We start from the raw sequence: 23,635 nt of genomic DNA, 5'->3' as shown, positions 1-23,635 counted from the left end.
GCGGAGGCGGCCGGGTTCTCCTTCCGTGCTGTCAGCCGCCCGGGACCCCGTGACGGGCCAGGTGGTTCCTGGCGCAACTTTGACATATTTCCGCCACATACACCCTGATTTCGGCGTATTCGGTGCTCACACCGACTAGTACGCCTCCCGCGCCGCCGCGGCTCGACGCCCCCGTCCGGCCGGACCCACCTCGTCCGCACCCCGTCCGCACCCCGTCCGCACCACCGCCCGTGACACCGCCACTTGCCAGGACGGGGCCTCGTACGTATCTTGTCGATGTATCGAGTCGATACATTCACTCGATACATCGGATCGAGACATCGGTCTCTGCGAGAGAGGGAACCGGGATGGCGGCCAGGAAGGGCGCGGGCGTGCTGGAGCTCGCCGTGCTCGGCCTGCTGCACGAGGCTCCCATGCACGGCTACGAGCTGCGCAAGCGGCTCAATGCCCTGCTGGGGATGTTCCGGGCGTTCTCCTACGGATCCCTCTATCCGTGCCTGAAGCAGCTTCTCACGGACGGAATGATCGTCGAAGACCGTCCGGACGAGGCGAACACACCGCTGGCACTGCAGAGCCGCCGGTCGAAGATCGTTTACAAGCTCACCGCCGACGGCAAGGAGCGCCTCCAGCAGCTCCTCACCGAGGCCGGTCCGGCGTCGTGGGAGGACGAGGGGTTCGGCGTTCACTTCGCCTTCTTCTCGCACACCCGCGCCGACGTCCGGCTGCGGATCCTCGAAGGCCGGCGCAGCCGGCTGGAGGAGCGCCTGGAGAGCGTCCGCGCCGCCCTGGCGCGAACCCGCGAGCGCGTCGACTCCTACACCCTGGAGCTGCAGAACCACGGGCTGGAGTCGGTCGAGCGCGAGGTGAGATGGCTCAACGAGCTCATCGGGCGCGAGCGGGCCGAGCAGGAGCAGCAAGCACAGTCAGCCAAGCGAATTGATCAGGACATGCCTCGGGACGAGGGCCGCTGAGCCGCGGCCCGGCGCCTTCGGGGGCGGGTGAAACACCACATGTTCCGCAAGAGAGAAGGAGCAACCGGATGGGTTCGGTGCGCGTAGCCATCGTGGGTGTGGGCAACTGCGCCTCTTCGCTCGTCCAAGGTGTCGAGTTCTACAAGGACGCGGCCCCCGAGACGCGAGTCCCCGGCTTGATGCACGTCCAGTTCGGCGAGTACCACGTCGGCGACGTGGAGTTCGTCGCCGCGTTCGACGTGGACGCCAAGAAGGTGGGGATGGACCTGTCCGAGGCCATCCACGCCAGCGAGAACAACACGATCAAGTTCGCCGACGTCCCCCCGACCGGCGTCACCGTCCAGCGCGGCCACACCCTCGACGGCCTCGGCGAGTACTACCTGGACATGGTCGAGGAGTCCGACGCCGAGCCGGTCGACGTGGTGCAGGCCCTGAAGGACGCCGAGGTCGACGTCCTGGTGTCGTACCTGCCGGTGGGCTCTGAGGAGGCCGACCGCTTCTACGCCCAGTGCGCGATCGACGCCAAGGTCGCGTTCGTCAACGCGCTGCCGGTGTTCATCGCGAGCGACCCCGAGTGGGCGCAGAAGTTCACCGACGCGGGCGTCCCGATCGTCGGCGACGACATCAAGTCGCAGGTCGGCGCCACCATCACGCACCGCGTCATGGCCCGCCTGTTCGAGGACCGCGGGGTCGAGCTGCTGCGCACGTACCAGCTCAACTTCGGCGGCAACATGGACTTCATGAACATGCTGGAGCGCAAGCGGCTCCAGTCCAAGAAGATCTCCAAGACGCAGTCGGTGACCTCGCAGATCCCGCACGAGATGGCGAAGGCCGACGTGCACATCGGCCCGTCCGACCACGTGCCGTGGCTGGACGACCGCAAGTGGGCCTACGTCCGGCTGGAGGGCAAGTCGTTCGGCGACACGCCCCTCAACCTGGAGTACAAGCTGGAGGTCTGGGACTCCCCGAACTCCGCCGGCGTGATCATCGACGCGGTGCGCGCCGCGAAGATCGCCAAGGACCGCGGCATCGGCGGCCCGATCCTGTCGGCCAGCTCCTACTTCATGAAGTCGCCGCCGGAGCAGTACAACGACGACCAGGCGCACGACGCGGTGGAGAAGTTCATCCGCGGCGAGGTCGAGCGCTGATCCCGGCCGACCGGCCGATCGCGGCTCGCTGAGAGCCCGATCACAAAAGTCCCAAAGGACGCCCTGAGAGTGGACACTCCACTGTCAGGGCGTCCTTACTTCTAGAAGAAAACGGTGATGTACCGGCCCTTTGTCACTCTGTGGCCCTACTGTGACACCGCCGGTGACTGCGCGCCAGGTTCCGAGTGTCCGAGGTGAAGACGTGACGGCACGCCAGATGTACAAGGTGACGGTGGGGCTGACGGGGCTGATGGTGGGCCTCGCCGGATGCGCCGGGGGAGGTGACGACGCCTCCGCCGCGGGCCGGCCCCGCGAGGGCGGGACGCTGCGGATCGTCGGCTCGTCCGACGTCGAGCACCTCGACCCGGCGTCGGTGTCGAGCGTCGGCGCGTACGGCCTGACCCGCACCTTCGCCCGGACGCTGTTCGGGACGCGCGCGTCCAACGACTTCCAGGAGACGGTGCCGGTCCGGCCGGACGTCGCCGAGCGCGTCCCGACCCGCGAGAACGGCGACATCGGCAAGGACCGCCGCAGCTACACGGTGCGGCTGCGCACGGGCGTGCTGTGGAACACCGACCCGCCGCGCCCGGTGACCGCGCACGACTTCGTCCGCGGCTTCGAGCGGCTCTGCAACCCGGCGGCGCCGTCGTCCGGCAAGGGCTACTTCGTCTCGACGATCAAGGGGATGGACGAGTTCTGCCGCGGCTACGCCCGGGTCGACGCCAAGGACCCGGCGGCGATGGCGGCGTACCAGCGCGACCACGCGATCGAGGGGCTGCGCGCCGCGGACGACCGGACGCTCGTGTTCCGGCTGCGGCGCCCCGCCAGCGACTTCCTCAACCTGCTGGCGCTGCCCTACACCGCCGCCGCGCCGAAGGAGTACGACGCCTACGTCCCGGACGGCCCGCAGCTCCGGCGGAACACGATCTCCAACGGCCCGTACCAGATCACCGAGTACCGGCCGGGCCTGTCGTACGAGCTGTCCCGGAACCCGGCGTGGCGGGCGGCGGCCGACCCGCTGCGCGAGCGGCACGTCGCGAAGATCCGGATCACGCTCGGGCAGGACTCGCCGGAGGCCGTCCAGCAGCAGCTGGAGCAGGGCACCGCCGACCTCGCCTGGGACCAGCCCGTCCCGACGTCCGCGATCCCCCGGCTCCGCGACGACCCGCGCTTCGCGATCCGGGAGACGCCGAACAGCAGCCCGTACCTGGTGTTCAACCTGCGCAGCCCCAACAACCGCGGGGCGCTCGGCGAGCGGGCGGTCCGGCAGGCGCTGGAGTACGCGGTCGACCGCAGCGCGCTCATCAAGATCGTCGGCGGGCCGTCGGTGGCGCGGCCCCTGCACACGGTGATCCCGCCGGGGAACTCCGGCTACTCCGCCATCGAGCACTACCCGACGCCGGGCGAGACCGGCGACCCCGCCAAGTGCCGGGAGCTGCTCGGCCGGACGGGCCGCACCGGGCTCAAGCTGAAGTTCCCGTACCGGACGAACAGCGTCCACAAGCTCATCGCCCAGTCGATCGCGGACAATCTCGACGCGTGCGGGGTGGAGACCGAGCTGATCGCCGACTCCGGCGGCTCCTTCTACGCCGGCACCCTCGGCACCCCCGCGCGCGGGCGCGCGGGCGAATGGGACATCGCCGCCCCCGGCTGGGTGCCGGACTGGTACGGCAACAACGGCCGGTCGATCATCCAGCCGCTGTTCGACGGCCGCGGCTACGGGCAGAACTCCACCAACTACGGCGGTTACAACAACCCGCAGGTCAACGCACTGATCGACGCGGCCCTGACCGCCCCGGACGCGGGCCGCGCGGCCGGCTACTGGCAGCAGGCCGATCAGAAGATCATGGAGGACGCGGTGATCGTCCCGCTGCTCGACCGGGCGCAGACGCTCTTCCACTCGTCCCGCGTCCACGGCGCGCTCTACCTGCCCACCACCTCCGGCTACGACTACACCCGCCTCTGGCTCAGCTGACCCGGGGGCCAGGGCAGACCGGGGCGGCCGGAGCGGGCCGGGGTGACCACTTGAACGGTGTGCAAGTGGTGCATACGGTGGAGTCCATGCCGCGCGGCACCCTCTCCCTGGACCAGATCGTCCGCACCGCCATCGCGCTGCTCGACGACGAGGGGCTCGAAGGGCTCAACATGCGCGCGCTGGGCAAGCGCCTCGACTCCGCCGCCACGGCCGTGTACTGGCATGTGAAGAGCAAGGACAACCTGGTCCTGCTGGCCACCGACCGGGTCTGGGGCGAGCTCACGCTCCCCGACCCGCGCGCCGGCGGCTGGCGCGCCGCCGCCACCGCCATGGCCACCGACCTGTACCGGCTGTTCACCCGGCACCCGTGGCTCGTGCAGGTCTTCGCCGCGCACGTCGTCTACGGCGAGAGCAAGGCCCGACATGACGAGCACCAGCTCGCCGTCTACGAGGCCGGTGGCTTCACCGGCGCGGACGCAGACAGGGCGGCCACCGCGGTGTTCACCTACGTCCTCGGCAACGCGGCCGGTGTCGCGGCCGCCGCCTCCGTCAGGCGCGGCCTCGGCCGGAACGGCGGCGGCCGCGAGCACGTCGACGCGTCCCTGGCGCAGGCCCGGGAGATCGCCGAGCGCTTCCCGCGCCTGCGCGCCCGCGTGCGGACCGCGGCGGCCACCGGCGACGCCGCGTCCCCCGGCGGGGCGGCGTCCCCCGGCGGGGCGGCGTCCCCCGGCGGGACCGCGTTCCCCGGCGGGGCCTTCGCGTTCGGCCTCCAGGCCCTCCTCGACGGCCTGGAGCGCGACGCCTCCCGTCCCGGCTGACGGCCGGAGGCCCGGGCACGCCGTGCACGCCGTGAGCGCGGCCCTGGCGCGTGCCGGCAGCGCATACCCTGATCAGATGCAAACGGGCGAGTTGCGGGGAATCCTGCGTGAACGGGATTTTCAGCGGCTGTACGCGACCCGGCTCGCCTCGCAGCTCACCGACGGCCTGTTCCAGGTGGCCCTCGCCGGCTACGTGTTCTTCTCCCCCGAACGGCAGACGACGGCGGGCAAGGCCGCGGCGGCGTTCGCGGTGACGCTCCTGCCGTACTCGGTGCTCGGACCGTTCGCGGGCGTGTTCATCGACCGCTGGCGGCGCCGCCAGATCCTCGTCTGGACGCCGGTACTGCGCGCCATGCTGGTACTGGCCGTCGCGGGCCTGGTCGCCGCCGGGCGGGACGGCCTCGGCTTCTTCCTCGGCGTCCTCGTCGTGCTGGGCGTCAACCGGTTCTTCCTCTCCGCGCTGTCGGCGGCGCTGCCGCACGTGGTGCGGCGCGAGCAGCTGGTGACGGCGAACGCGTTCTCGGTCACGTCCGGGACGATCATCTCGTTCGCCGGCGCGGGGGCCGGCTACCTGCTGCGCCGGCTGTTCGGCGCGGGACACGACGGCACCGCGCTGATCCTGGTGGCCGCGGCGGCGCTGTTCGTCCTGGCGGGCCTGATCGCGACGACGCTGCCGAAGGGGCTGCTCGGCCCGCACGCGGCGGGCGGCGCCCGGCCGGAGGCGGCGCCCGGCGTCCGGGACGCGCTCGGCGGCGTCCTGCGCGGGCTCGCGGCCGGGGGCGGGCACATCGCGCGGCGCCCGCAGGCGGCGCTGGCGCTCGGCGCGATCTCGTTCCACCGGTTCCTGTACGGCGTCGTCCTGATCATGACGCTGCTGCTGTGCCGCAACCACTTCGCCGACGACCCCGACCGGGGCCTGGAGGTGTTCGCGCTCATGCTCGGGGTGTCCGGCGCCGGGTACTTCGCGGCGGCGCTGATCACCCCGGCGGTGGTGCGGCGGATCAGCAAGCAGGCGTGGACGGCGTGGCTGCTCGCCGCGGCGGCGCTGAGCCTCCTGCTGCTCGGGACGTCGTTCACCGAGCGCCCCTGGGCGGCCGGCGCGTTCCTGCTGGGCGTCGTGTCGCAGGGCGTCAAGCTGTGCGTCGACACGACACTGCAGGAACTGATCGACGACGCGTACCGGGGACGGGTGTTCGCCGTCTACGACATGCTCTTCAACGCGACGTTCGCGGCGGCGGCCGCGGCGGCCGCGGCCTGGCTGCCCTCGGACGGCCGCGCCCTCCCGACACTGCTCGCCGTGATCGCCGCCTACGCCGCCGGAGCGGTCGCCTACCGCACGGCGGCGTCCCGCATGCACCGCCCCGCGCACGCCCTGCGCTGACCCGCGCCGACCGGCGCCGCCCTCCTCACGGCATACCGTGAGGTCAGAGGGACTCTGCGATGGCGTTCAGGGCGGCGGCGATGTGCAGGACCTCGTCCTCCGTGCAGACGTACGGCGGCATCGTGTAGACGAGCTTGCCGAACGGGCGCAGCCAGACGCCGTGCGCCATGGCGATCTCCTGTACGGACGCGACGTCCACCGGCTCCCGCGCCTCCACGACGCCGATCGCGCCGAGGACGCGGACGTCGGCCACGCCGGGGAACTCGGCGGCGCCGAGCAGTTCGCTGGTCAGGATCGCCTCGATGGTGTCGACCTCGTCCCGCCAGTCGCGGGACAGCAGCAGGTCGATCGACGCGGACGCGACCGCGGCGGCCAGCGGATTCGCCATGTAGGTGGGGCCGTGCATCAGCGCGCCCGCCTCCCCGGCGGAGATGCCCTCGGCGACGCGGTCGGTGCACACGGTGGCGGCCATCGTCATGTATCCGCCGGTCAGGGCCTTGCCGACGCACATGATGTCGGGCGCGACCTCCGCGTGGTCGCAGCCCCACAGCTCGCCCGTCCGGCCGAACCCGGTGGCGATCTCGTCCAGGATCAGCAGCAGGCCGTGCTCGTCGGCGATGTCGCGGAGCGCGCCCAGGTACTCGGGCGCGTAGAAGCGCATGCCGCCCGCGCCCTGCACGATCGGCTCGACGATGATCCCGGCCAGCTCGCCCGCGTGCCGCGCCGCGAGCCCGGACAGCTCGTCCAGGTACGCGTCGTCGGGATCGGCGGAGTACCCGAGCGGGGGCGGCGGCGCGAACACGTGCTTCGCGAGGACGTCGCCGAACAGGTGGTGCATCCCGTTGACCGGGTCGCAGACGGCCATGTCGCCGAACGTGTCACCGTGGTACCCGCCGCGGACGGTGAGCAGTCGGTGCCGTCCCGGACGCCCCTGGGAGCGCCAGTACTGCAACGCCATCTTGATCGCGACTTCGACCGCGACCGAGCCGGAGTCGGCGAAGAACACCTTCGTCAGCGGCTCGGGCGTCAGCTCGACCAGCCGCTCGGCGAGGCGCACCGCCGGCGGGTGCGTGAGCCCGCCGAACATCACGTGCGCCATCTTGCCGAGCTGCCCGGTCACGGCCGCGTTCAGCTTCGGGTGGTTGTACCCGTGCACGGCCGCCCACCACGACGACATCCCGTCGATCAGCTCGGTGCCGTCGGCGAGCGTCAGCCGCACCCCGTCCGCCGACACGACCGGCAGTGCGGGGGCCTGCGCGGGCATCGGCGAGTACGGGTGCCAGATGTGCTCCCGGTCGAACTCCAGCATCCGCTCGGTCTCCCGCGGGCTCATCCGCCCGAGCTGCAGCGGGATCACTCCTCGCCCTTCCCGGCCGCGGGCTCGCCGTCCTCGCCCGGAAGGACGCCCTCGGCGGCCGCCCAGCGGCGGAGCTCCTCGGCGGCGGCGTCCTTGCCGATGATGCCGCGGTCGAGGCGCAGGTCGAGGAGGAACTTGTAGGCCCTGCCGACGAGCGGGCCCGGCCCGATGCCGAGGATCTCCTGGATCTCGTTGCCGTCGATCTCCGGCCGGATCGCGGCGAGCTCCTCCTCCTGGGCGAGCCGGTCGATCCGCCGCTCCAGGTCGTCGTAGGTGCGGCGGAGCCGGTCGGCCTTGCGCTTGTTGCGGGTGGTGCAGTCGGCGCGGGTCAGCTTGTGCAGGCGCGACAGCAGCGGCCCGGCGTCGCGGACGTACCGGCGGACGGCCGAGTCGGTCCACTCGCCGGTGCCGTAGCCGTGGAAGCGCAGGTGCAGCTCCACAAGCCGGGACACGTCGTTGACGACGTCCTTCGGGTAGCGCAGCGCGGTCAGCCGCTTGCGGGTCATCTTCGCGCCGACGACCTCGTGGTGGTGGAACGACACCCGCCCGCCCGGCTCGAACCGGCGGGTCTTCGGCTTGCCGATGTCGTGCAGCAGGGCCGCGAGGCGCAGCACGAGGTCGGGGCCGTCCTCCTCCTGCGCGATCGCCTGCTCCAAGACGATCAGCGAGTGCTCGTAGACGTCCTTGTGCCGGTGGTGCTCGTCGATCTCCAGCCGCAGCATCGGCAGCTCCGGCAGGACGTGCGCGGCGAGGCCGGTCTCGACCAGCAGCGCCAGGCCCTGCCGGGGGTACTGCCCGCAGATCAGCTTGGACAGCTCGTCGCGGACCCGCTCGGCGGACACGATCTCGATGCGGTCCGCCATGTCCTTCATCGCGCGGACGACGTCGGGCGCGACGGTGAACCCGAGCTGCGACGTGAACCGGGCGGCGCGCAGCATCCGCAGCGGATCGTCGCTGAAGGAGTCCTCGGGCTTGCCGGGCGTCCGCAGCACCTTGCGCTGCAGGTCGGTGAGGCCGCCGAACGGGTCGACGAACTCGTGGCCCGGCAGCCGCGCCGCCATCGCGTTGACGGCGAAGTCGCGGCGGCGGAGGTCCTCGATGAGGGAGGTCCCGTAAGAGACGTCCGGCTTGCGGGACTTCGGGTCGTAGGACTCGCTGCGGTAGGTGGTGATCTCCAGCTCGACGCCGTTCTTGCGGAGGCCGACCGTGCCGAACTCGATGCCGATCGTCCAGTGCGCGTCCGCCCAGTCGCGGATGATCTCCAGGGTGCGCTCGGGCGGCGCGTCGGTGGTGAGGTCGATGTCCTTGGTCGGACGGCGCAGCAGCGCGTCCCGGACCGGCCCGCCGACCAGCGCCAGCTCGTGACCGGCCGCCGCGAACAGGGCGCCGAGGTCGTCGGCGACGGGCGCGATGCCGCGCAGCAGCTCGGCGATCGCGATGCGCCGCGAGGACTCTGGGGTCACGTTCTGGTTGGGCACGGCCATCGAGCGTATTTCCTTGATTGACGGGCTGGCAAAGGACTTTGTGGCGATCGGCGGGGGTCCGCACGAGAGCCTTTGCGGGGCCGGAGCCGGACGCGGCCCTTCACATGCCGCGATCTCCGGGTTACGTTCTGGGCACCCCGATGACGCCGACGCGACCGCCGGTGAGCCTCCCGCACGACAACGGTAGCGGGATCCCAAGGGCCCCGGTCCGCCGCACGTGCGGCTGAGGCGCATCGGGAGGGTTTACGTGACGTATGACGCGAGTTAGGCCACTCGTTCCGGGTATGTGGGGGTTTCCTCCGCAGAGTGCGAAGCACGGGGACACAGCGAAACCAGTTGCGGGGGTGAGCGGGGAGACCCCCGCGGGATGGAGCCCACCATGAAGGACGCCCTCGCCATCCACCGCGCGCTGCTCGAATGGGAGACCCTGCACGAGATCGTGCGGCTGCCCGTCGCGATGACCACCGCCGACGAACTCCCGAAGGCCCTCGGCCTCCCGGCGGAGCGGTGCCTGGTGACGCGCGTCTACGCCTGCGAGGGCGGGCGGCGCGGCCGCCGCCTCCTGGCGGGCGTGATCGTCCCGGCGGGCGGGCGGCCCCGGGCCGAGATGGTCCGGCGGGCGGTCGGCGCCCGCACCGTCCGGCCCGCGCGCCCCGACCTCGTGAACGCGGTCACCGAGTACGCGGCGGGGCTCGTCTGCCCGCTGCTGCTGCCCGAATCGATGCCGCTGCTCATCGATCCCCTGTCCGCCGGCGGCGCGGACGCCGACGACGTCGTCTACACCGCGACCGGCGAGGCGTCGACCGCCCTCGGCATCAGGCGCGGCTCCCTGTACGCCCTGTGCCGCGCGAGGCCGATGGACATGGTGCCCGCTACGCCCCTTCCGTCCCCCGCGGCTCCTCCCGCCCCGTCCGCGGCGGCACCGCCCGCCCCGCCCGCGGCGGCTCCGCCCGCCGGCGCACCCCAGACCGCCCGCACCGGGGCCTGACGGCGGCGGCATCCGGACGCCCGGGGCGGAGAAACCGAACACGGCGACGGACTACCATCGACGCCGTGGTGCGGGAAATGTTCGCCCGCCGTCCTGAGGCGGCCGGTAAGGCGTGAGGACGGTCAAACGCGCGGTGGCGCTGGCCGCTCTGCTGCCCTGTATGGCCATGGCGGCACCCACGGCGGTGGCGTCCCCGGCCCTCGCGCGGCATGCCCCGGCGCAGGGGCAGACCCAGGCGCAGGCCCCTGGCCGCGCGCCCGAGCAGGCGCCCGGTCAGGCGGCCGCGCAGACGTCCGCGCAGAGCAAGGCGCGCGCGCAGGTGGCCATGGCATTGAGCAAGGTCGACCCCAAGAGCGCCAACGAGAAGTCGCGGATCGAGATCTCCGGGCTGGCCAAGAACCGCACCGACCACCAGCTGCCCGGCCTCAGCCTGCGGCTCCGGTACAGCGCGCAGCCCGTCACCAGCCGCAGCCAGCTCGACCAGTACGCCGCGGCGGCACCGAACGCCCTGCCGAACGTCGGACCGGTCCAGCAGCTCCCCGGGGCCGCCGCGCCCGGCGTGAAGCAGAGCTGGACCTTCAAGACCACCGTCAAGCAGCTCGGGCTCCGCGCCCCGGCGGGCACGCCCGGCGTCTACCCGGTCGGCGTCGAGGTGCTCAACTCCGCGCAGCAGGTCGTCGGGGGCATCACGACCTTCCTGACATTCCTGCCGAAGGACCGCCGGTTCAACCCGGTGTCGGTGAGCTGGGTCCTGCCGCTCGCCGACCAGATGCACCGCACCAACGACCGGACGTTCCTCGACGACGACCTCACCAAGGACGTGTCCGCCGGCGGCCGCCTGCACCGGCTCGTCCAGGCGGCCGCCGCCACCGACACGCCCCTCACGTGGGCGATCGACCCGGCGCTGCTGGACGACGTCCGGCAGATGGCGGCGGACGACTACACGGTCCAGCCGCCCGGCGCGAAGAAGGGCGTCCGGAAGCCCAAGAGCGCCGCCGCGGCGGCCTGGCTGGCCGCGCTGAAGAACGCCAGCAAGAAGGACCCGTACTTCGCCCTCCCCTACGCCGACCCCGACGTCGTCGCCCTCGTCCGGCGCAAGACGCCCCGCGACATCGCCGACGCGTTCGCCGAGCGGAACACCGGGGTCGCGACACAGGTGCTCGGACGCGCCGCGAACGCCCGTGTCGCATGGCCGCCGTCCGGCGCCGCCGGACCCGGGACGGTCGACCAGCTCGCCAAGAACGCCCTCAAGGACGGCGGCGCGTTCCTGATGAGCAGCTCCCAGTTCCAGGACCCGGCGGCGGGCGCGCTGCCGAACGCGACGGCGACGCTCCCGACCCACTACGGCGACCGGAAGGCGCTCCTCTACGACGAGAAGATCAACCAGATCGTCAGCGAGGGCCCCCGGTCGGTCTCCGGGGGGCTGGTCAGCGAGCAGCGCTTCCTGGCCGAGACCGCGATGATCGCGGCGGAGGCGCCGAACCGGCAGCGCACGCTCGTCGTCGCGCCCGACCGGCACTGGAACCCCGCGAACGGGGTCGCCGAGAACCTGCTCCGGTACACCAAGAAGGCCGGCTGGCTGCGCGCGGTTCCGCTCAGCAAGATCGAGTCGGCCGCGCCGCAGGGCCGGGTCTTCAACGGCTACTCCGACGACTACCAGCAGTACGAGCTCGGCGACGCGCACCTGCGGCAGGTGCAGGAGATCGCCGAGCAGGCCGCGAACTTCCAGGCCATCATGACCGGCACGCGCAAGATCTCCTACGAGCGGTCGGTGCTGCGGCTGGAGTCGGCGGCCTGGCGCGCGTCGGCGCGGCGCGCGCGGGCGGCCCGCAACCAGGTCAGGGCCGAGCTGGCGGACGACATGAACCTCGTCCGCATCGTCACCACCAAGAGCAAGCGGGTGCTGATGGGCGGCAGTTCGGGACGGCTGCCGGTGCTCATCGAGAACACGCTGCCCGGCCAGTCGGTCAAGGTCCATCTCGTCGCGACCTCGGAGAACAGCGCCAAGCTCCGGCTCGGCCGGCTGGAACCCGAGGACGCGGTCATCGAGCTGCAGCCCGGCCAGCGGGCCCAGCGCTGGATCCCCGCGCAGGCGGCCGGCAACGGCAACTTCCACGTGCAGCTGGAGCTGCGGATCCCGGGCTCGCCCCGCCGGACGTACGGGAACGGGGAGTCCATCACCGTGAACGTCACCGGCTACGGGCGGCTCGCACTGCTCATCACCGGCGGCGGACTTGCCGTACTCTTCGTGGGCGTCGGAGTGCGGGCCATCAGAGCGAGGCGCCGCCGGAAAGCGGAGGCAGCCGGTGACGGGTCGACCGGAATGGGAGCGGCGGGACCAGGGGAGCGGGGGCCGGGGTTCCCAGGTCCCGGGTTCCCAGGGGCCGGGATACCCGCCGCCGAGTTCCCCGGGGTACCCGGGGCAGGGCGGCCCTCCGCAGGGGCCGCCGCCACAGAGCCCACCACCCCAGGGGCCACCACCACAGGGCCCACCCCAGGGGCCCCCGCCTCAGGGACCTCCGCCGGGCCGGGGGTATCCGCAGGGCCCGCATCAGGGTCCGCCCCAGCGGCCCCCGGGTCCGCCGGCGCACGGCCCGCAGGGTCCGCCGCAGAGACAGCCGGGCCCGCCGCCGCGGACGGCGCCGAACCCGGCGGGCTACCCGAGCCCGCCGCCGACGGGCAGGCCGCCCGGCGCGGGGAACATCGCCGCCGAGACGGCGATTGACCTTCCCGTCCCCGGCGGCGCGCCCGTCGCCGAGACGGTCGTCGACACGCCCGTCCCCCCGTCCGGCGACGGCGGGGGAGACGGCGGCAAGGGCACGTCCGGCGGCATCCTGCGCTCCGGCGCGATCATGGCGGTCGGCACGCTCGCGTCCCGCGTCACCGGGTTCCTGCGCACCGCCGTCATCGTGGCCGCGCTCGGCACCGGGCTGCTCGCGAACGCCTACAACACCGCCAACACGATCCCCAACCAGATCTACGACCTGCTGCTCGGCGGCATCCTGACGAGCGTCATCGTCCCGCTGCTGGTCCGGGCCAAGCAGCGCGACCGCGCCTACGGCGAGCAGTACGAGCAGCGCGTGTTCACGCTCGCGGTGATCGGCCTCGGCGTCCTCACGGTCGTCGCCGTGCTGTGCGCGCCGCTGTTCATCGACGTCCTGGCGGGCAGCTACGAGGGCGACCAGCGCAAGGTCGCCGTCCTGTTCGCGCAGTTCTTCCTGCCGCAGCTGTTCTTCTACGGCGTCGGCGCGTTCGCCGGGGCCATCCTGAACACGCGCGGCAGCTTCGGCGCGCCGATGTGGGCGCCGGTGCTCAACAACATCGTCGTGATCGCGGTCGGCGGCGCGTTCCTGGCGATCACGACCGGCCGCGTCGACCCGTCCAGCATCACCGACTCCCAGCTCATGCTGCTGTCGGTCGGCACCACCGGCGGCATCGTCCTGCAGACGGTCGCGCTGTGGCCGTCGCTGCGCCGCGTCGGGTTCCGCTGGCGGCCCCGGCTCGACTTCAAGCGCGGCGAGATCGGCGAGGTCGGCCGGATGGCGGGCTGGACGCTGGTGTACGTCATCGCCACCCAGACCGCGCTCGCCGTCGTCACCGCGCTGACGAACGCCGCCGGGAAGAGGGCCGTGGACGCCGGGTTCGGCGAGGGCTACGGCTACACCCCGTACTTCAACGCCTACCAGCTCTTCCAGCTGCCGTACGCGATCGTCGGCGTCTCGGTGATCACCGCGCTGCTGCCCCGGATGAGCCGGTTCGCCGCCGAGGGCAAGACCGCCGACGTGCGGGCCGCGTTCTCCAGCGGGCTGCGGCTCTCCTCCGTGATCATCATGCCGGCGGCGGCGCTGATGCTGGTGCTCGGCCCGGAGATCACCACGGTGCTGTTCGCGCACGGCAACACCTCGCCCGACGACGCCCTCGTCATCGCGCGGGTCATGCAGATGTTCGCGATCGCGCTGGTGCCGTTCTCGATCTACCAGCTGATGCTGCGGGTCTTCTACTCGCACGGCGACACCCGGACGCCCGCGCTGATCGGGCTCGTCGTCACCACGTCCAACATCGTGCTGGCGTTCAGCGCCTACAACGTCCTCGGCGTCAAGTGGATCGTGGTCGGCATCGCCGGCGGGTTCGCGCTCACCAACGTGGTCGGCACGCTCACCTGCTGGCTGGTGCTGCGCCGCAAGCTCGGCGGCATCGACGGCCGCCGGATCGTCGGGGGCCACCTGAAGCTGCTCGTCGCGATCTGGCCGCTGATCGGGTTCGGCTACGCCGCGCACACCGTCGCGGACGCCATCGCCGGCGGCACCTCGGAGCTGATCCCCGCGCTCGCCACCCTGGTCGTCGGCTCCGTCGGCGGCGGCCTGCTGTACGTGTTCTTCGCCAAGCTGATGCGGGTGGAGGAGATCCAGACGACGATCGAGACGTTCGCGCGCCGGCTTCCCGGCCGCTGACCACCGGCTTCCGCCGGATGTGGCCGGAAGGGAAGCCGGACGCCTCCCAAAGTAAAAAAGGACGCGCGGCGATAAGGCGGCCACTCAGGCGAGTAAGCACTACCATGTGGGGGACTACGGCTTGCGGGGCGACACCCTGGGGAACGCAAAGAGGAGGGTCGGAGGCGTAAGCTGCCACGCCACGAACATGGGATCTGACCACCTGTGCAGGACGTTGCCGTGAGCACGTCAGTCATCGAGCCCGGCACGCGTCTCGCCGGCCGCTACCGCCTCGAAGAGCGCATCAGCGATTCCGGTGGATCGTCGCTCTGGAAGGCCATCGACGAGATCCTCGCGCGGGCGGTCGCCGTCCGCACCTTCGATCCCGAGTTCCCCCGGATCGCCGAGGCCGTCACGTCCGCGCGGTCGGCCAGCCGGCTGACCGACCCCCGCTGCACCCAGGTGTTCGATGCCGACGACTCCGGTGAGAGCGCCTACGTCGTCAGCGAGTGGGTGGCCGGCGAGACCCTGGAGGGCATGCTCGGCAAGGCCCCGCTGGAGCCCGGCCGCGCCGCGACCCTGCTGTACGAGGCGGCCGAGGCGGTCGCCGCCGCGCACGCCGCCGGCCTGTCGCACCTCTGCCTCACCCCCCGCGACCTCGTGTGGACGACCGGCGGCACCGTCAAGATCCTCGGCATCGCGACCGACGCCGTGCTGCACGACCGCTCCGCCGACGACCCCGCCGGGGAGGACGTCCGCGGTCTCGGCCGGATGCTGTACGCGGCGCTCACCGCGCACTGGCCCGGCGACTCCGGCACCTCCGACCTGCCCGCCGCGCCCGCCACCGACGGGGTGCCGCACGCGCCCCGCCAGGTGCAGGCCGGCATCTCGCACGCCGTCGACGCCATCGTCTGCCGCTGCCTCGGCATCGGCCCCGCCGGGATGCAGGCCAACCCGATCGCCTCGCCCGCCGACCTGGCGAAGGCGCTGCGCGGCGTCCCGCGCACCCCGCTGCCGCTGTTCGCGGGGCTCGGGCAGGCCGCGCCCGCCCCGCGGCCCGCGCCGGCGCCGGCGTCGCGTCCGGCGAACCCGTCGCCCGCCGCGACGCAGCCCCACCGGCCCGCCGAGCCGGCCTCGCAGGTCCCGCCGCCGCGCGCGCAGCACGCACCGCCTCCTCCACCGCCGACGTCCACGTCCACCCGTACGGCGCCCGCGCACGGGCCCGGCGGGCCCAAGCGCCCCGCGAACCGCGCGCTGCTCGGCGTCGCCGCGGCCGCGCTGACCGTCATCGTCGGGATCGGCGCGTGGGCGCTGACCAGCAACGGCGGCGGCGACCCCAAGGGCGGCGGCGCCACCGACAACGGCAAGACGAGCGCCCCGCCCACGCCGACCACGGTGAAACTGCAGGCCGCGGGCGCCGAGGCCGTCCAGCAGTCCCAGCCCGGCCATCCCGACACCTCCATCGGCAAGGGCGTCGAGTCCGTCATCGACGGCAAGCCGAGCGGCTCCTGGGAGACGCAGAGCTACAACGACGCCAAGTTCGGCAACTACTCCAAGGGCATGGGCGTCCTGCTCGACATGGGCAAGCCGGTCAAGGTCGCCAAGGTCAAGGTCCACTCGTCCGAGACCGGCGGGATCCTGCAGGTCAAGGTCGGGGACTCCAAGACCCCCGGCGACCTCAAGCGCATCGGCCAGATGCCCGTCAACGGCGGGGAAGTGACCTTCACCGCGTCCCCGGAGGCCACCGGGCAGTACGTGCTCGTGTGGTTCACCACACTTCCCACGTCCCTCAAGGGCCGGCTCGGGGAGGTCACGGTCTACGGCGCCGCCGGCTGACCCGTCGTCCGCACTGTGCACAAGGGCTGTGACGTGGAGTTGCTCTTGTCTGTATCGTGCCTGTGAGCAGAATGTCCCCTCGCCCCCAGGAATCTGTGGTGCCAACCCCAGCAGCCGGTCGCGGACGTCCGGCACCGAGCGGGCGTCCCGAACGAGAAAGCGGTCGCTCATGACCTCGGTGAGCATGCATCGGGTCGGTGAGGTGCCCGACAAGGAGCTCCTCGCCCGCCACGCCCAGGGGGACCCGCACGCGTTCGCCGAACTCGTCCACCGGCACCGCGACCGCATGTGGGCGGTCGCCGTCCGCACCCTCGGCGACCCGGAGGAGGCCGCCGACGCGCTGCAGGACGCGTGCCTCTCGGCGTTCCGCGCGGCCGACCGGTTCCGGGGCGACGCCGCCGTCACCACCTGGCTGCACCGCATCGTGGTGAACGCCTGCCTGGACCGCATCCGGCGCAAGTCCGTCCGGCCGGCGACGCCGATGGGCGACGACGCGACCTTCGACGCCGTCGCGCCGAAGCTGCCCGACCCGACGGACGCGCACGGCGTGTCCCTCGACGTCCGCACCGCCCTGGAGCAGCTGCCGTACGAGCAGCGCGCCGCCCTCGTCCTCGTCGACATGATGGGCTACTCCGTCGACGACGCGGCCCAGGTCATGGAAGTCCCGCCTGGAACGATCAAGAGCCGGTGCGCCCGTGGCCGCGCCCGTCTCGCCCCCCTTCTCACCCACCACCGGAACCGACGGGATCGCAAAAACGTCGGAGGTGTGGAAGGAGGTGGCATGCCCAAGTGAACCCCGCACACTATGACTACGAGGTCCTCGCCGACCTGGCCGAGGGATTGCTCGAAGACGACGAAGCCGCCTCCGTCAACGCGCACCTCGACACCTGCGCCGAGTGCCGGGACCTGTCCGCCGACCTTGCGGACGTCTCCCGGATCCTGGCGGAGGCACCCGTACCGTCCATGCCCGCCGAACTGGCCGAGCGCATCGACACCGCCATCGCCGCGGAGTCCATGCACAGCGCCACCGTGGTGAGCATGGAGCAGCGGCGCGGAAGGCGGCATTGGCGGATCCTGTCCGCCGCCGCGGCGGCGGTGGTCGTCGTCGGCGGCGGTGCGATGGTCGGCAACATGGCATTGGACGGTGTGAGCGGCGACCACGGTCAGGCGTCGACTCCCGCCCAGGACAGCTCCAACCGGAACGACGCGGAACACGGGGTGGCCCCGAACGCCGCCCCGGCCGGTGCCTTCACGGTCGCCCGCACCGGCACCGGCTACCGCGAAGGGACGCTCGGTGCGCAGGTCGGCCGGCTGCTCGCCGACGGGCAGCGGCTCAAGGGCGCGTCGAGCGCACCGTCCGCGCAGCTCAAGGGGTGCGTCAAGGGCGTCACGCACGGTCTGACGCCCGCCCTCGTCGACGACGCCGAGTACGAGGGCGCTCCCGCGATCATCATCGCCGCGCACGGCGTCCAGACCGGTAAGTGGAACATTTGGGTCGTCGGCCCGGACTGCTCCGAGCAGAACCAGCGCGTGCTGAAGAAGCTGGAGAACGCCTGACGCGCCGCCCGCCGTTCTCGGGCCCGCCCCCGAGAACGGCCCGTCATGCCGCGGAGGACCCCGTGGACGACGCCGCGCGGGCGACGCCGTGTATGACGCTGTGGGCGACGCCCCGCGGATGACGCCGCGGCGAGGTGTCAGAGGGAGTCGAGGAAGGCCAGCGCGATCGTCCAGGCGCGTTCGGCCGATTCGGCGTCGTAGTCCGGCAGGTCCGGGTCGGTGAACAGGTGGCCGGCGCCCCGGTAGCGGAAGACCTCGACGTCCGCGCCCGCCTTGCGCATCTGCAGGTACCAGGCGTTCAGCCAGTCGACGGGCTCCCAGGTGTCGGGGTCGGCGACGTGCAGTTGCACCGGGACCTCGGTGGACGCGTCCTCCGCGATGTCGGACGTGCCGTGCATCAGCAGCAGCCCGCCGGCCTTCTCGTCGGCGAACGCGAGGTTCTGGGCGATGGACCCGCCGAGCGAGAAGCCCGCGTAGACGAGCCCGCCGTCGCCGATCAGCGGCGCCGCCGCGTGCACGGCGCGGCGCAGCAGCTCGTCCCGGCCGATCTCGTCCTTGATCTCGATGCCCTCCTCGGCCGTGTCGACGACCCGGCCGTCGTACAGGTCGGGGACGTGGACCTCGTGCCCGGCCGCGCGGAGCCGGTCCGCCGCCTGGTGCACCGCCGGGCGCAGCCCGTACATCGAGTGGAGGAGCAGGATGCGTGCCATGCTCCTCACCCTAGAGGGCACACCACCTGGTAGGGCGGCCGGTCGTGGCGTCCCGGGAATCCCCGGGGCCTAGGATCGGTTGACGCGACTGGCAGGCCGGTTCGTGCGGCACCGACGGCCAACGAGGAGAGGCGCAGAACAGTGAGCGACGTCCGTAACGTCATCGTCATCGGGTCAGGGCCCGCGGGCTACACGGCCGCCGTCTACGCGGCCCGTGGCGACCTGAAGCCGCTGGTGTTCGAGGGGTCGGTGACGGCCGGCGGCGCGCTGATGAACACCACCGACGTGGAGAACTTCCCCGGCTTCCCCGACGGGATCATGGGCCCGGACCTCATGGACAACCTGCGCAAGCAGGCCGAGCGGTTCGGCGCCGAGCTGGTCACCGACGACGTCACCGAGGTCGACCTGACCGCCGACCCCAAGGTCGTGAAGGTCGGCGACGAGACCCACCTGGCCCGGACCGTGATCGTGGCGACCGGGTCGGGGTACCGGGAGCTCGGCCTCCCCGACGAGAAGCGGCTGTCGGGCCGGGGCGTGTCGTGGTGCGCGACCTGTGACGGGTTCTTCTTCCGCGAGCAGGACATCGCGGTGGTCGGCGGCGGCGACACCGCCATGGAGGAGGCGATCTTCCTGACCAAGTTCGCCCGCTCGGTGACCGTCATCCACCGCCGCGACGAGCTGCGCGCCTCCAAGATCATGCAGGACCGGGCATTCGCCAACGACAAGATCCGCTTCCTGTGGGACAGCGAGGTCGTGTCCATCCAGGGCGACGACCGGGTCACCGGTGTCACGGTGCGCAACACCAAGACCGGCGCCGAGTCGCCGCTGGAGATCACCGGGCTGTTCATCGCGATCGGCCACGACCCCCGCAGCGAGCTGTTCGCCGGCCAGCTCGAGACCGACACCGACGGCTACCTCCTGGTGGACGCGCCGACCACGCGGACCAAGATCCCCGGTGTGTTCGCGTGCGGCGACGTCGTCGACCACATCTACCGGCAGGCGATCACGGCGGCGGGCAGCGGCTGCGCCGCGGCGATCGACGCGGAGCGCTGGCTCCAGGACCAGGACGCCGCCGAGGCCGCCGCACGGGCCTGACCCGGCGCCCCACCGGGGCCGACCGGTCCTGCCGGACCCCGCCGTCCGGGCGGGGCGGGCCGCGCCCGCCTCGCGGACGGATCGTGATTTCACCAGCCGCGGACGGCATCGGGTCGGCCCGGCCCGGCCGTCGCGTGCAAGAAGAAGGAGAACCATGAAAGCCGTGACCGACGCCGACTTCGCGTCCGTGGTCCTGGACAACGACAAGCCCGTCCTCGTGGACTTCTGGGCCGAGTGGTGCGGCCCGTGCCGGATGGTGTCGCCGATCCTGGAGGAGATCTCCAAGGAGCACGGCGACAAGATCGAGATCGTGAAGATGAACATCGACGAGAACCCGAAGATGCCGCAGGAGTACGGCATCCTGCAGATCCCGACGATGAACGTCTACAAGGGCGGCACCGTCGTCAAGCAGATCATGGGCGCCAAGCCGAAGGCCGCCCTGCTCCGCGACCTCGCCGAGTTCATCTGAGCCGGCCGGCCCCCGGCCGGCCCGTCCGAGCCGCCTCCCGCCCTCCCGCGGCGAGCGCGAAAGCGTGTGGCCCGCACTCCCTCCCGGAGTGCGGGCCACACGCGTGAACAGCCTCAGACGGCCTCAGACGGCCTCAGACGGGCCGTAGTGCCCCTTCCGGGGTCATGGAGCCCAGCAGCCGTTCGAGGGCCACCTCGACGTCCTCACGCCACGACAGGGCCGACTTCAGCTCCAGCCGCAGCCGCGGGTACCGGTGGTGCGGCCGGACGGTCTTGAACCCGACCGACAGCAGGTAGTCGGCCGGCACCATGCATCCGCCGTCCTCGCCCTTCAGGTCGCCGAACGCCTCGATCGCCTTCACCGCGCGGCGGGTGAGGTCCTTCGCGACGCCCTGGACGAGCATCCGGCCGAGGCCGCCGCCCGCGAACTCCGGCAGGATGTGCGCGGTCATCAGCAGCACGGCGTCCGCGCTGACCGGGCTCGTCGGGAACGCCACCGAGCGCGGCACGTACAGCGGCGGCGCGTACATCACGAACCCCGCCGGGACGTTGTCGACGTACGCGATCTTGCCGCAGCTGCCCCACTCCAGCAGCGTCGAGGAGATCCACGCCTCCTTCTCCAGGCCCGAGTCGCCGCTCTCCAGCGCCCGGTCCCGGCTGACCGGATCCAGCTCCCAGAACACGCAGCCGCGACAGCGATGCGGCAGATCGTCGAGATTGTCCAGCGTGATGTTGACGAGACGACGCGACACCGGGTCGGCACCCCCTGCCTCGATCCTCGCCCGCCGGGCCTGGAACCCGTGACGGCGGAACTTCCCGGCAACCAACCGGGACCCGCGGGCATCGTATCGGACAGGAGTTTCCCCAACCCGGCGGCACGCCACACCCGGAGCAGTCCGGCGCGGCCGCCATGGCGTAGTTTGCAGGGAAGTCGTCACACCTCGGAGGTGCCTCGTGGAACAGCATTCGCGTACGGACGTCTACGCCGATCGCTATGCCGCCCGCGCCGCCGGCATGGTGCCGTCCGAGATCCGGGCCCTGTTCGCGATGGTCGCGCGACCCGAGATCGTCTCCCTCGCGGGCGGGGCGCCGTACGTGTCCGCGCTCCCCCTCGACGCCGTCGGCGAGATGATCGGCGAGCTCGTCGCGGGGAAGGGCGCCGAGGTGCTGCAGTACGGCTCCGCGCAGGGGGACGAGCAGCTCCGCGAGCACATCTGCGAGGTCATGTCCCTGGAGGGCGTCCAGGCGTCCCCGGACGACGTGGTCGTCACCGTCGGCGCGCAGCAGGCGCTCGACCTCATCACCAAGATCTTCGTGGACCCGGGCGACGTCGTCCTCGCCGAGGCCCCGTCCTACGTCGGCGCCCTCGGCACGTTCGCGTCCTACCAGGCCGACGTCGTGCACGTCCCGCTGGACGAGGGCGGGCTCATCCCGTCCGCGCTCCGCGAGACGCTCGCCTCCCTCCGCGCCGAGGGCCGCAGCGTCAAGTTCCTCTACACCGTCCCGACGTTCCAGAACCCGGCCGGCGTCACCCTCACCACCGCCCGCCGCGCGCAGATCCTGGAGATCTGCGCCGAGTACGACATCCTCGTCGTGGAGGACAACCCGTACGGGCTCCTCGGCTTCGACGGCGACCCCATGCGTGCCCTGCGGGCGGACGACTCCGAGCGCGTCATCTACCTCGGCTCGTTCTCCAAGACGATCGCGTCGGGGCTCCGCGTCGGCTGGGTCCTCGCGCCGCACGCGGTGCGGGCCAAGCTCGTCCTGGCCGCCGAGTCCGCGATCCTGTGCCCGTCGAACTTCTCCCAGCTCGCCGTCCGCGAGTACCTCGCCACGCAGCCGTGGCGGGAGCAGATCAAGGGCTTCCGCGAGCTGTACCGGGCGCGCCGTGACGCGATGCTGGAGTCCCTTGACCACTGGATGCCCGAGGGTTGCAGCTGGACGCGTCCGGCCGGTGGTTTCTTTGTCTGGCTCACCCTCCCCGAGGGGCTCGACTCGAAGGCGATGGCGCCCCGCGCGATCGCCGAGCGGGTCGCCTACGTCCCCGGCACCGGCTTCTACGCCGACGGGGACGGGCACCGGCACCTGCGGCTGTCGTACTGCTTCCCGGAACCGCACCGGATCCGGGAGGGCGTCCGCCGGCTCGCCACGGTGATCGAGAAGGAGATCAGCCTCCGCGACACGTTCGGCGGCGCCGTCGGCGGCTCCTCCGCGGGCGTCCAGGCGCCGGGGCCGGATGTCGTCTGACGGTTTCACGTGAAACGCGCGCGCCGGGGGAGCCCGGCGCGCGCCACATCATCTAGAGGGGCACCAGCGGTGGAACTCGGGCATGTCGTCGTCCTCGCCGGAGGTCTGTCGTACGAGCGGGAGGTGTCGCTGCGGTCCGGGCGGCGCGTCACCGACGCGCTGCGCGCCCGCGACATCCCGGTCGAGCTGCGCGACGCCGACGCGACACTCCTGGACTCGCTGGCCGACGACCCGCCGGACATCGTCTTCCCCGTCCTGCACGGCGCGTCGGGGGAGGACGGCTCGATCCGCGACGTCCTCGAACTGGTCGGCGTGCCGTACCTCGGCGCGCGTCCGGACGCCTGCCGTGTCGCCTGGGACAAGCCGACCGCCAAGTCCGTCGTCCGCCGCGCCGGCCTCCTGACGCCCGACTCCGTCGCCCTGCCGAAGGAGGTCTTCCACGACCTCGGCGCGGCGTCCGTCCTCGCCCGCATCGTGGACGCGCTCGGCCTGCCCCTGTTCGTCAAGCCGACCCGGGGCGGCTCCGCCCTCGGCTCTTCCGTCGTCCACGAGCCGTCCGAGCTGTCCGCCGCCATGGTCAGCTGCTTCGCCTACGGCGACGCCGCCCTCATCGAGCGCTACGTCTCCGGCACCGAGGTGGCGGTCAGCGTCATCGAGCAGGACGGCGTCCCCAGCGCGCTCCCCGCGGTGGAGATCGTCACCCCGAGCAGCCTCTACGACTACACGGCCCGCTACGACGCCGGCGACACCGAGTTCATCACCCCGGCGCGCCTGTCGCCGGACGTCGCCGCCCGCGTCACGGACGCCGCCGTCACCGCCCACCGGACACTCGGCCTCCGCGACATCTCCCGCACCGACCTCATCGTGTCGCCGGACGGCGAGGTGCACTTCCTGGAGGTCAATGTCGCCCCCGGCATGACGGAGACGAGCCTCCTCCCCCGCGCCGTCAGTGTCGCGGGACTGGACCTCGGCGAGGTCTGCGAATCCCTCCTCCAGGCCCGCCTCGCCTGACCGTCCGGCGAGGGCACGTCGCCGCGACAAGCCTCGGCCCCGGCCGCCCCAGCCGCCCGGTTTCACGTGAAACAAAAGCCGCCCGCCGCCAAGCAGCCAAGGGGCACCTCCCAGAACGAGCGTCGCCGACTACCACCCGCCCGTCGCCTCGTCCGCACA

At 72.1% G+C, this 23,635-nt stretch carries 19 protein-coding genes; 15 read left to right on the top strand and 4 right to left on the bottom strand.

All coding sequences use genetic code 11. The annotated features are described in order from the left end of the window. Positions 1-347: 347 nt before the first annotated feature. From CHF16_RS20515 to CHF16_RS20495, 5 genes are all read left to right on the top strand, one after another. On the top strand, positions 348-971 hold the full coding sequence (locus CHF16_RS20515) for a PadR family transcriptional regulator (RefSeq protein WP_089327686.1): 624 nt from the start codon (positions 348-350) through the stop codon (positions 969-971). A gap of 68 nt (positions 972-1,039) precedes the next feature. After that, the gene (locus tag CHF16_RS20510) at positions 1,040-2,119 is read left to right on the top strand and encodes an inositol-3-phosphate synthase (protein WP_089327685.1); all 1,080 of its coding nucleotides are present in this window, start codon (positions 1,040-1,042) and stop codon (positions 2,117-2,119) included. A 202-nt stretch (positions 2,120-2,321) separates the two neighbouring features. Then, on the top strand, positions 2,322-4,094 hold the full coding sequence (locus CHF16_RS20505) for an ABC transporter substrate-binding protein (protein ID WP_245868882.1): 1,773 nt from the start codon (positions 2,322-2,324) through the stop codon (positions 4,092-4,094). Positions 4,095-4,180: 86 nt separating this feature from the next. Then, entirely contained in the window at positions 4,181-4,912 is a 732-nt protein-coding gene (locus CHF16_RS20500; RefSeq protein ID WP_089327683.1) for a TetR/AcrR family transcriptional regulator, read from the top strand. A gap of 76 nt (positions 4,913-4,988) precedes the next feature. Beyond that, positions 4,989-6,293 (top strand): MFS transporter, encoded by a 1,305-nt coding sequence (locus CHF16_RS20495; protein WP_089327682.1) that lies wholly within the window; start codon positions 4,989-4,991, stop codon positions 6,291-6,293. Positions 6,294-6,336: 43 nt separating this feature from the next. On the opposite strand, the gene CHF16_RS20490 is transcribed toward CHF16_RS20495, so the two are convergent. Together CHF16_RS20490 and CHF16_RS20485 are read right to left on the bottom strand one after the other, a co-directional pair. After that, on the bottom strand, positions 6,337-7,650 hold the full coding sequence (locus CHF16_RS20490; protein ID WP_245868880.1) for an adenosylmethionine--8-amino-7-oxononanoate transaminase: 1,314 nt from the start codon (positions 7,648-7,650) through the stop codon (positions 6,337-6,339). Beyond that, positions 7,647-9,134 (bottom strand): CCA tRNA nucleotidyltransferase, encoded by a 1,488-nt coding sequence (locus tag CHF16_RS20485; protein ID WP_089327681.1) that lies wholly within the window; start codon positions 9,132-9,134, stop codon positions 7,647-7,649. The genes CHF16_RS20490 and CHF16_RS20485 overlap by 4 nt, the downstream gene beginning before the upstream one ends. Before the next feature lie 379 nt (positions 9,135-9,513). On the opposite strand from CHF16_RS20485, the gene CHF16_RS20480 reads away from it, so the two are divergent. From CHF16_RS20480 to CHF16_RS20455, 6 genes are all read left to right on the top strand, one after another. After that, positions 9,514-10,122 carry an aminoacyl-tRNA deacylase gene (locus tag CHF16_RS20480; RefSeq protein WP_143228068.1) on the top strand — a complete coding sequence of 203 codons (609 nt, stop codon included), beginning with the start codon at positions 9,514-9,516 and terminating at the stop codon, positions 10,120-10,122. Positions 10,123-10,234: 112 nt separating this feature from the next. After that, the gene (locus tag CHF16_RS20475; RefSeq protein WP_143228067.1) at positions 10,235-12,847 is read left to right on the top strand and encodes a DUF6049 family protein; all 2,613 of its coding nucleotides are present in this window, start codon (positions 10,235-10,237) and stop codon (positions 12,845-12,847) included. After that, positions 12,825-14,573 (top strand): murein biosynthesis integral membrane protein MurJ, encoded by a 1,749-nt coding sequence (gene murJ / locus CHF16_RS20470; RefSeq protein WP_089327721.1) that lies wholly within the window; start codon positions 12,825-12,827, stop codon positions 14,571-14,573. The genes CHF16_RS20475 and murJ overlap by 23 nt, the downstream gene beginning before the upstream one ends. Before the next feature lie 219 nt (positions 14,574-14,792). Then, entirely contained in the window at positions 14,793-16,388 is a 1,596-nt protein-coding gene (locus CHF16_RS20465) for a protein kinase family protein (protein ID WP_089327679.1), read from the top strand. 184 nt (positions 16,389-16,572) lie between these two features. After that, on the top strand, positions 16,573-17,181 hold the full coding sequence (sigM, locus tag CHF16_RS20460) for an RNA polymerase sigma factor SigM (RefSeq protein WP_089327720.1): 609 nt from the start codon (positions 16,573-16,575) through the stop codon (positions 17,179-17,181). Beyond that, positions 17,178-17,945 carry an anti-sigma factor family protein gene (locus CHF16_RS20455; protein WP_089327678.1) on the top strand — a complete coding sequence of 256 codons (768 nt, stop codon included), beginning with the start codon at positions 17,178-17,180 and terminating at the stop codon, positions 17,943-17,945. Before sigM ends, CHF16_RS20455 begins: the two co-directional genes overlap by 4 nt. Before the next feature lie 137 nt (positions 17,946-18,082). Here CHF16_RS20455 and CHF16_RS20450 read toward each other — a convergent pair whose 3' ends face one another. After that, on the bottom strand, positions 18,083-18,655 hold the full coding sequence (locus CHF16_RS20450; RefSeq protein ID WP_089327677.1) for a dienelactone hydrolase family protein: 573 nt from the start codon (positions 18,653-18,655) through the stop codon (positions 18,083-18,085). A 141-nt stretch (positions 18,656-18,796) separates the two neighbouring features. Here CHF16_RS20450 and trxB point away from each other — a divergent pair, with 141 nt between their 5' ends. Further along, positions 18,797-19,750: a thioredoxin-disulfide reductase gene (gene trxB / locus CHF16_RS20445; protein WP_089327676.1), complete on the top strand. Its 954-nt coding sequence runs from the start codon at positions 18,797-18,799 to the stop codon at positions 19,748-19,750. A gap of 154 nt (positions 19,751-19,904) precedes the next feature. Then, positions 19,905-20,219 carry a thioredoxin gene (gene trxA / locus CHF16_RS20440; RefSeq protein ID WP_089327675.1) on the top strand — a complete coding sequence of 105 codons (315 nt, stop codon included), beginning with the start codon at positions 19,905-19,907 and terminating at the stop codon, positions 20,217-20,219. Positions 20,220-20,352: 133 nt separating this feature from the next. On the opposite strand, the gene CHF16_RS20435 is transcribed toward trxA, so the two are convergent. After that, a complete protein-coding gene (locus CHF16_RS20435) occupies positions 20,353-20,970 on the bottom strand; it encodes a GNAT family N-acetyltransferase (protein WP_089327674.1) in 618 nt (205 codons plus the stop codon). A gap of 262 nt (positions 20,971-21,232) precedes the next feature. On the opposite strand from CHF16_RS20435, the gene CHF16_RS20430 reads away from it, so the two are divergent. Together CHF16_RS20430 and CHF16_RS20425 are read left to right on the top strand one after the other, a co-directional pair. Further along, positions 21,233-22,465, top strand: coding sequence for an aminotransferase-like domain-containing protein (locus CHF16_RS20430; RefSeq protein ID WP_089327719.1), 1,233 nt, complete (start codon positions 21,233-21,235; stop codon positions 22,463-22,465). Between the two features lie 69 nt (positions 22,466-22,534). Continuing rightward, complete coding sequence (locus CHF16_RS20425) at positions 22,535-23,476, top strand: D-alanine--D-alanine ligase family protein (protein WP_089327673.1); 942 nt, start codon at positions 22,535-22,537, stop codon at positions 23,474-23,476. Positions 23,477-23,635: the final 159 nt, after the last annotated feature.

Source organism: Actinomadura meyerae (assembly GCF_900188445.1).
Classification (GTDB): Bacteria; Actinomycetota; Actinomycetes; order Streptosporangiales; family Streptosporangiaceae; genus Spirillospora; species Spirillospora meyerae.
Note: the sequence above shows the minus strand (reverse complement) of the source record. Positions and strands in the feature narration are given on the sequence as shown.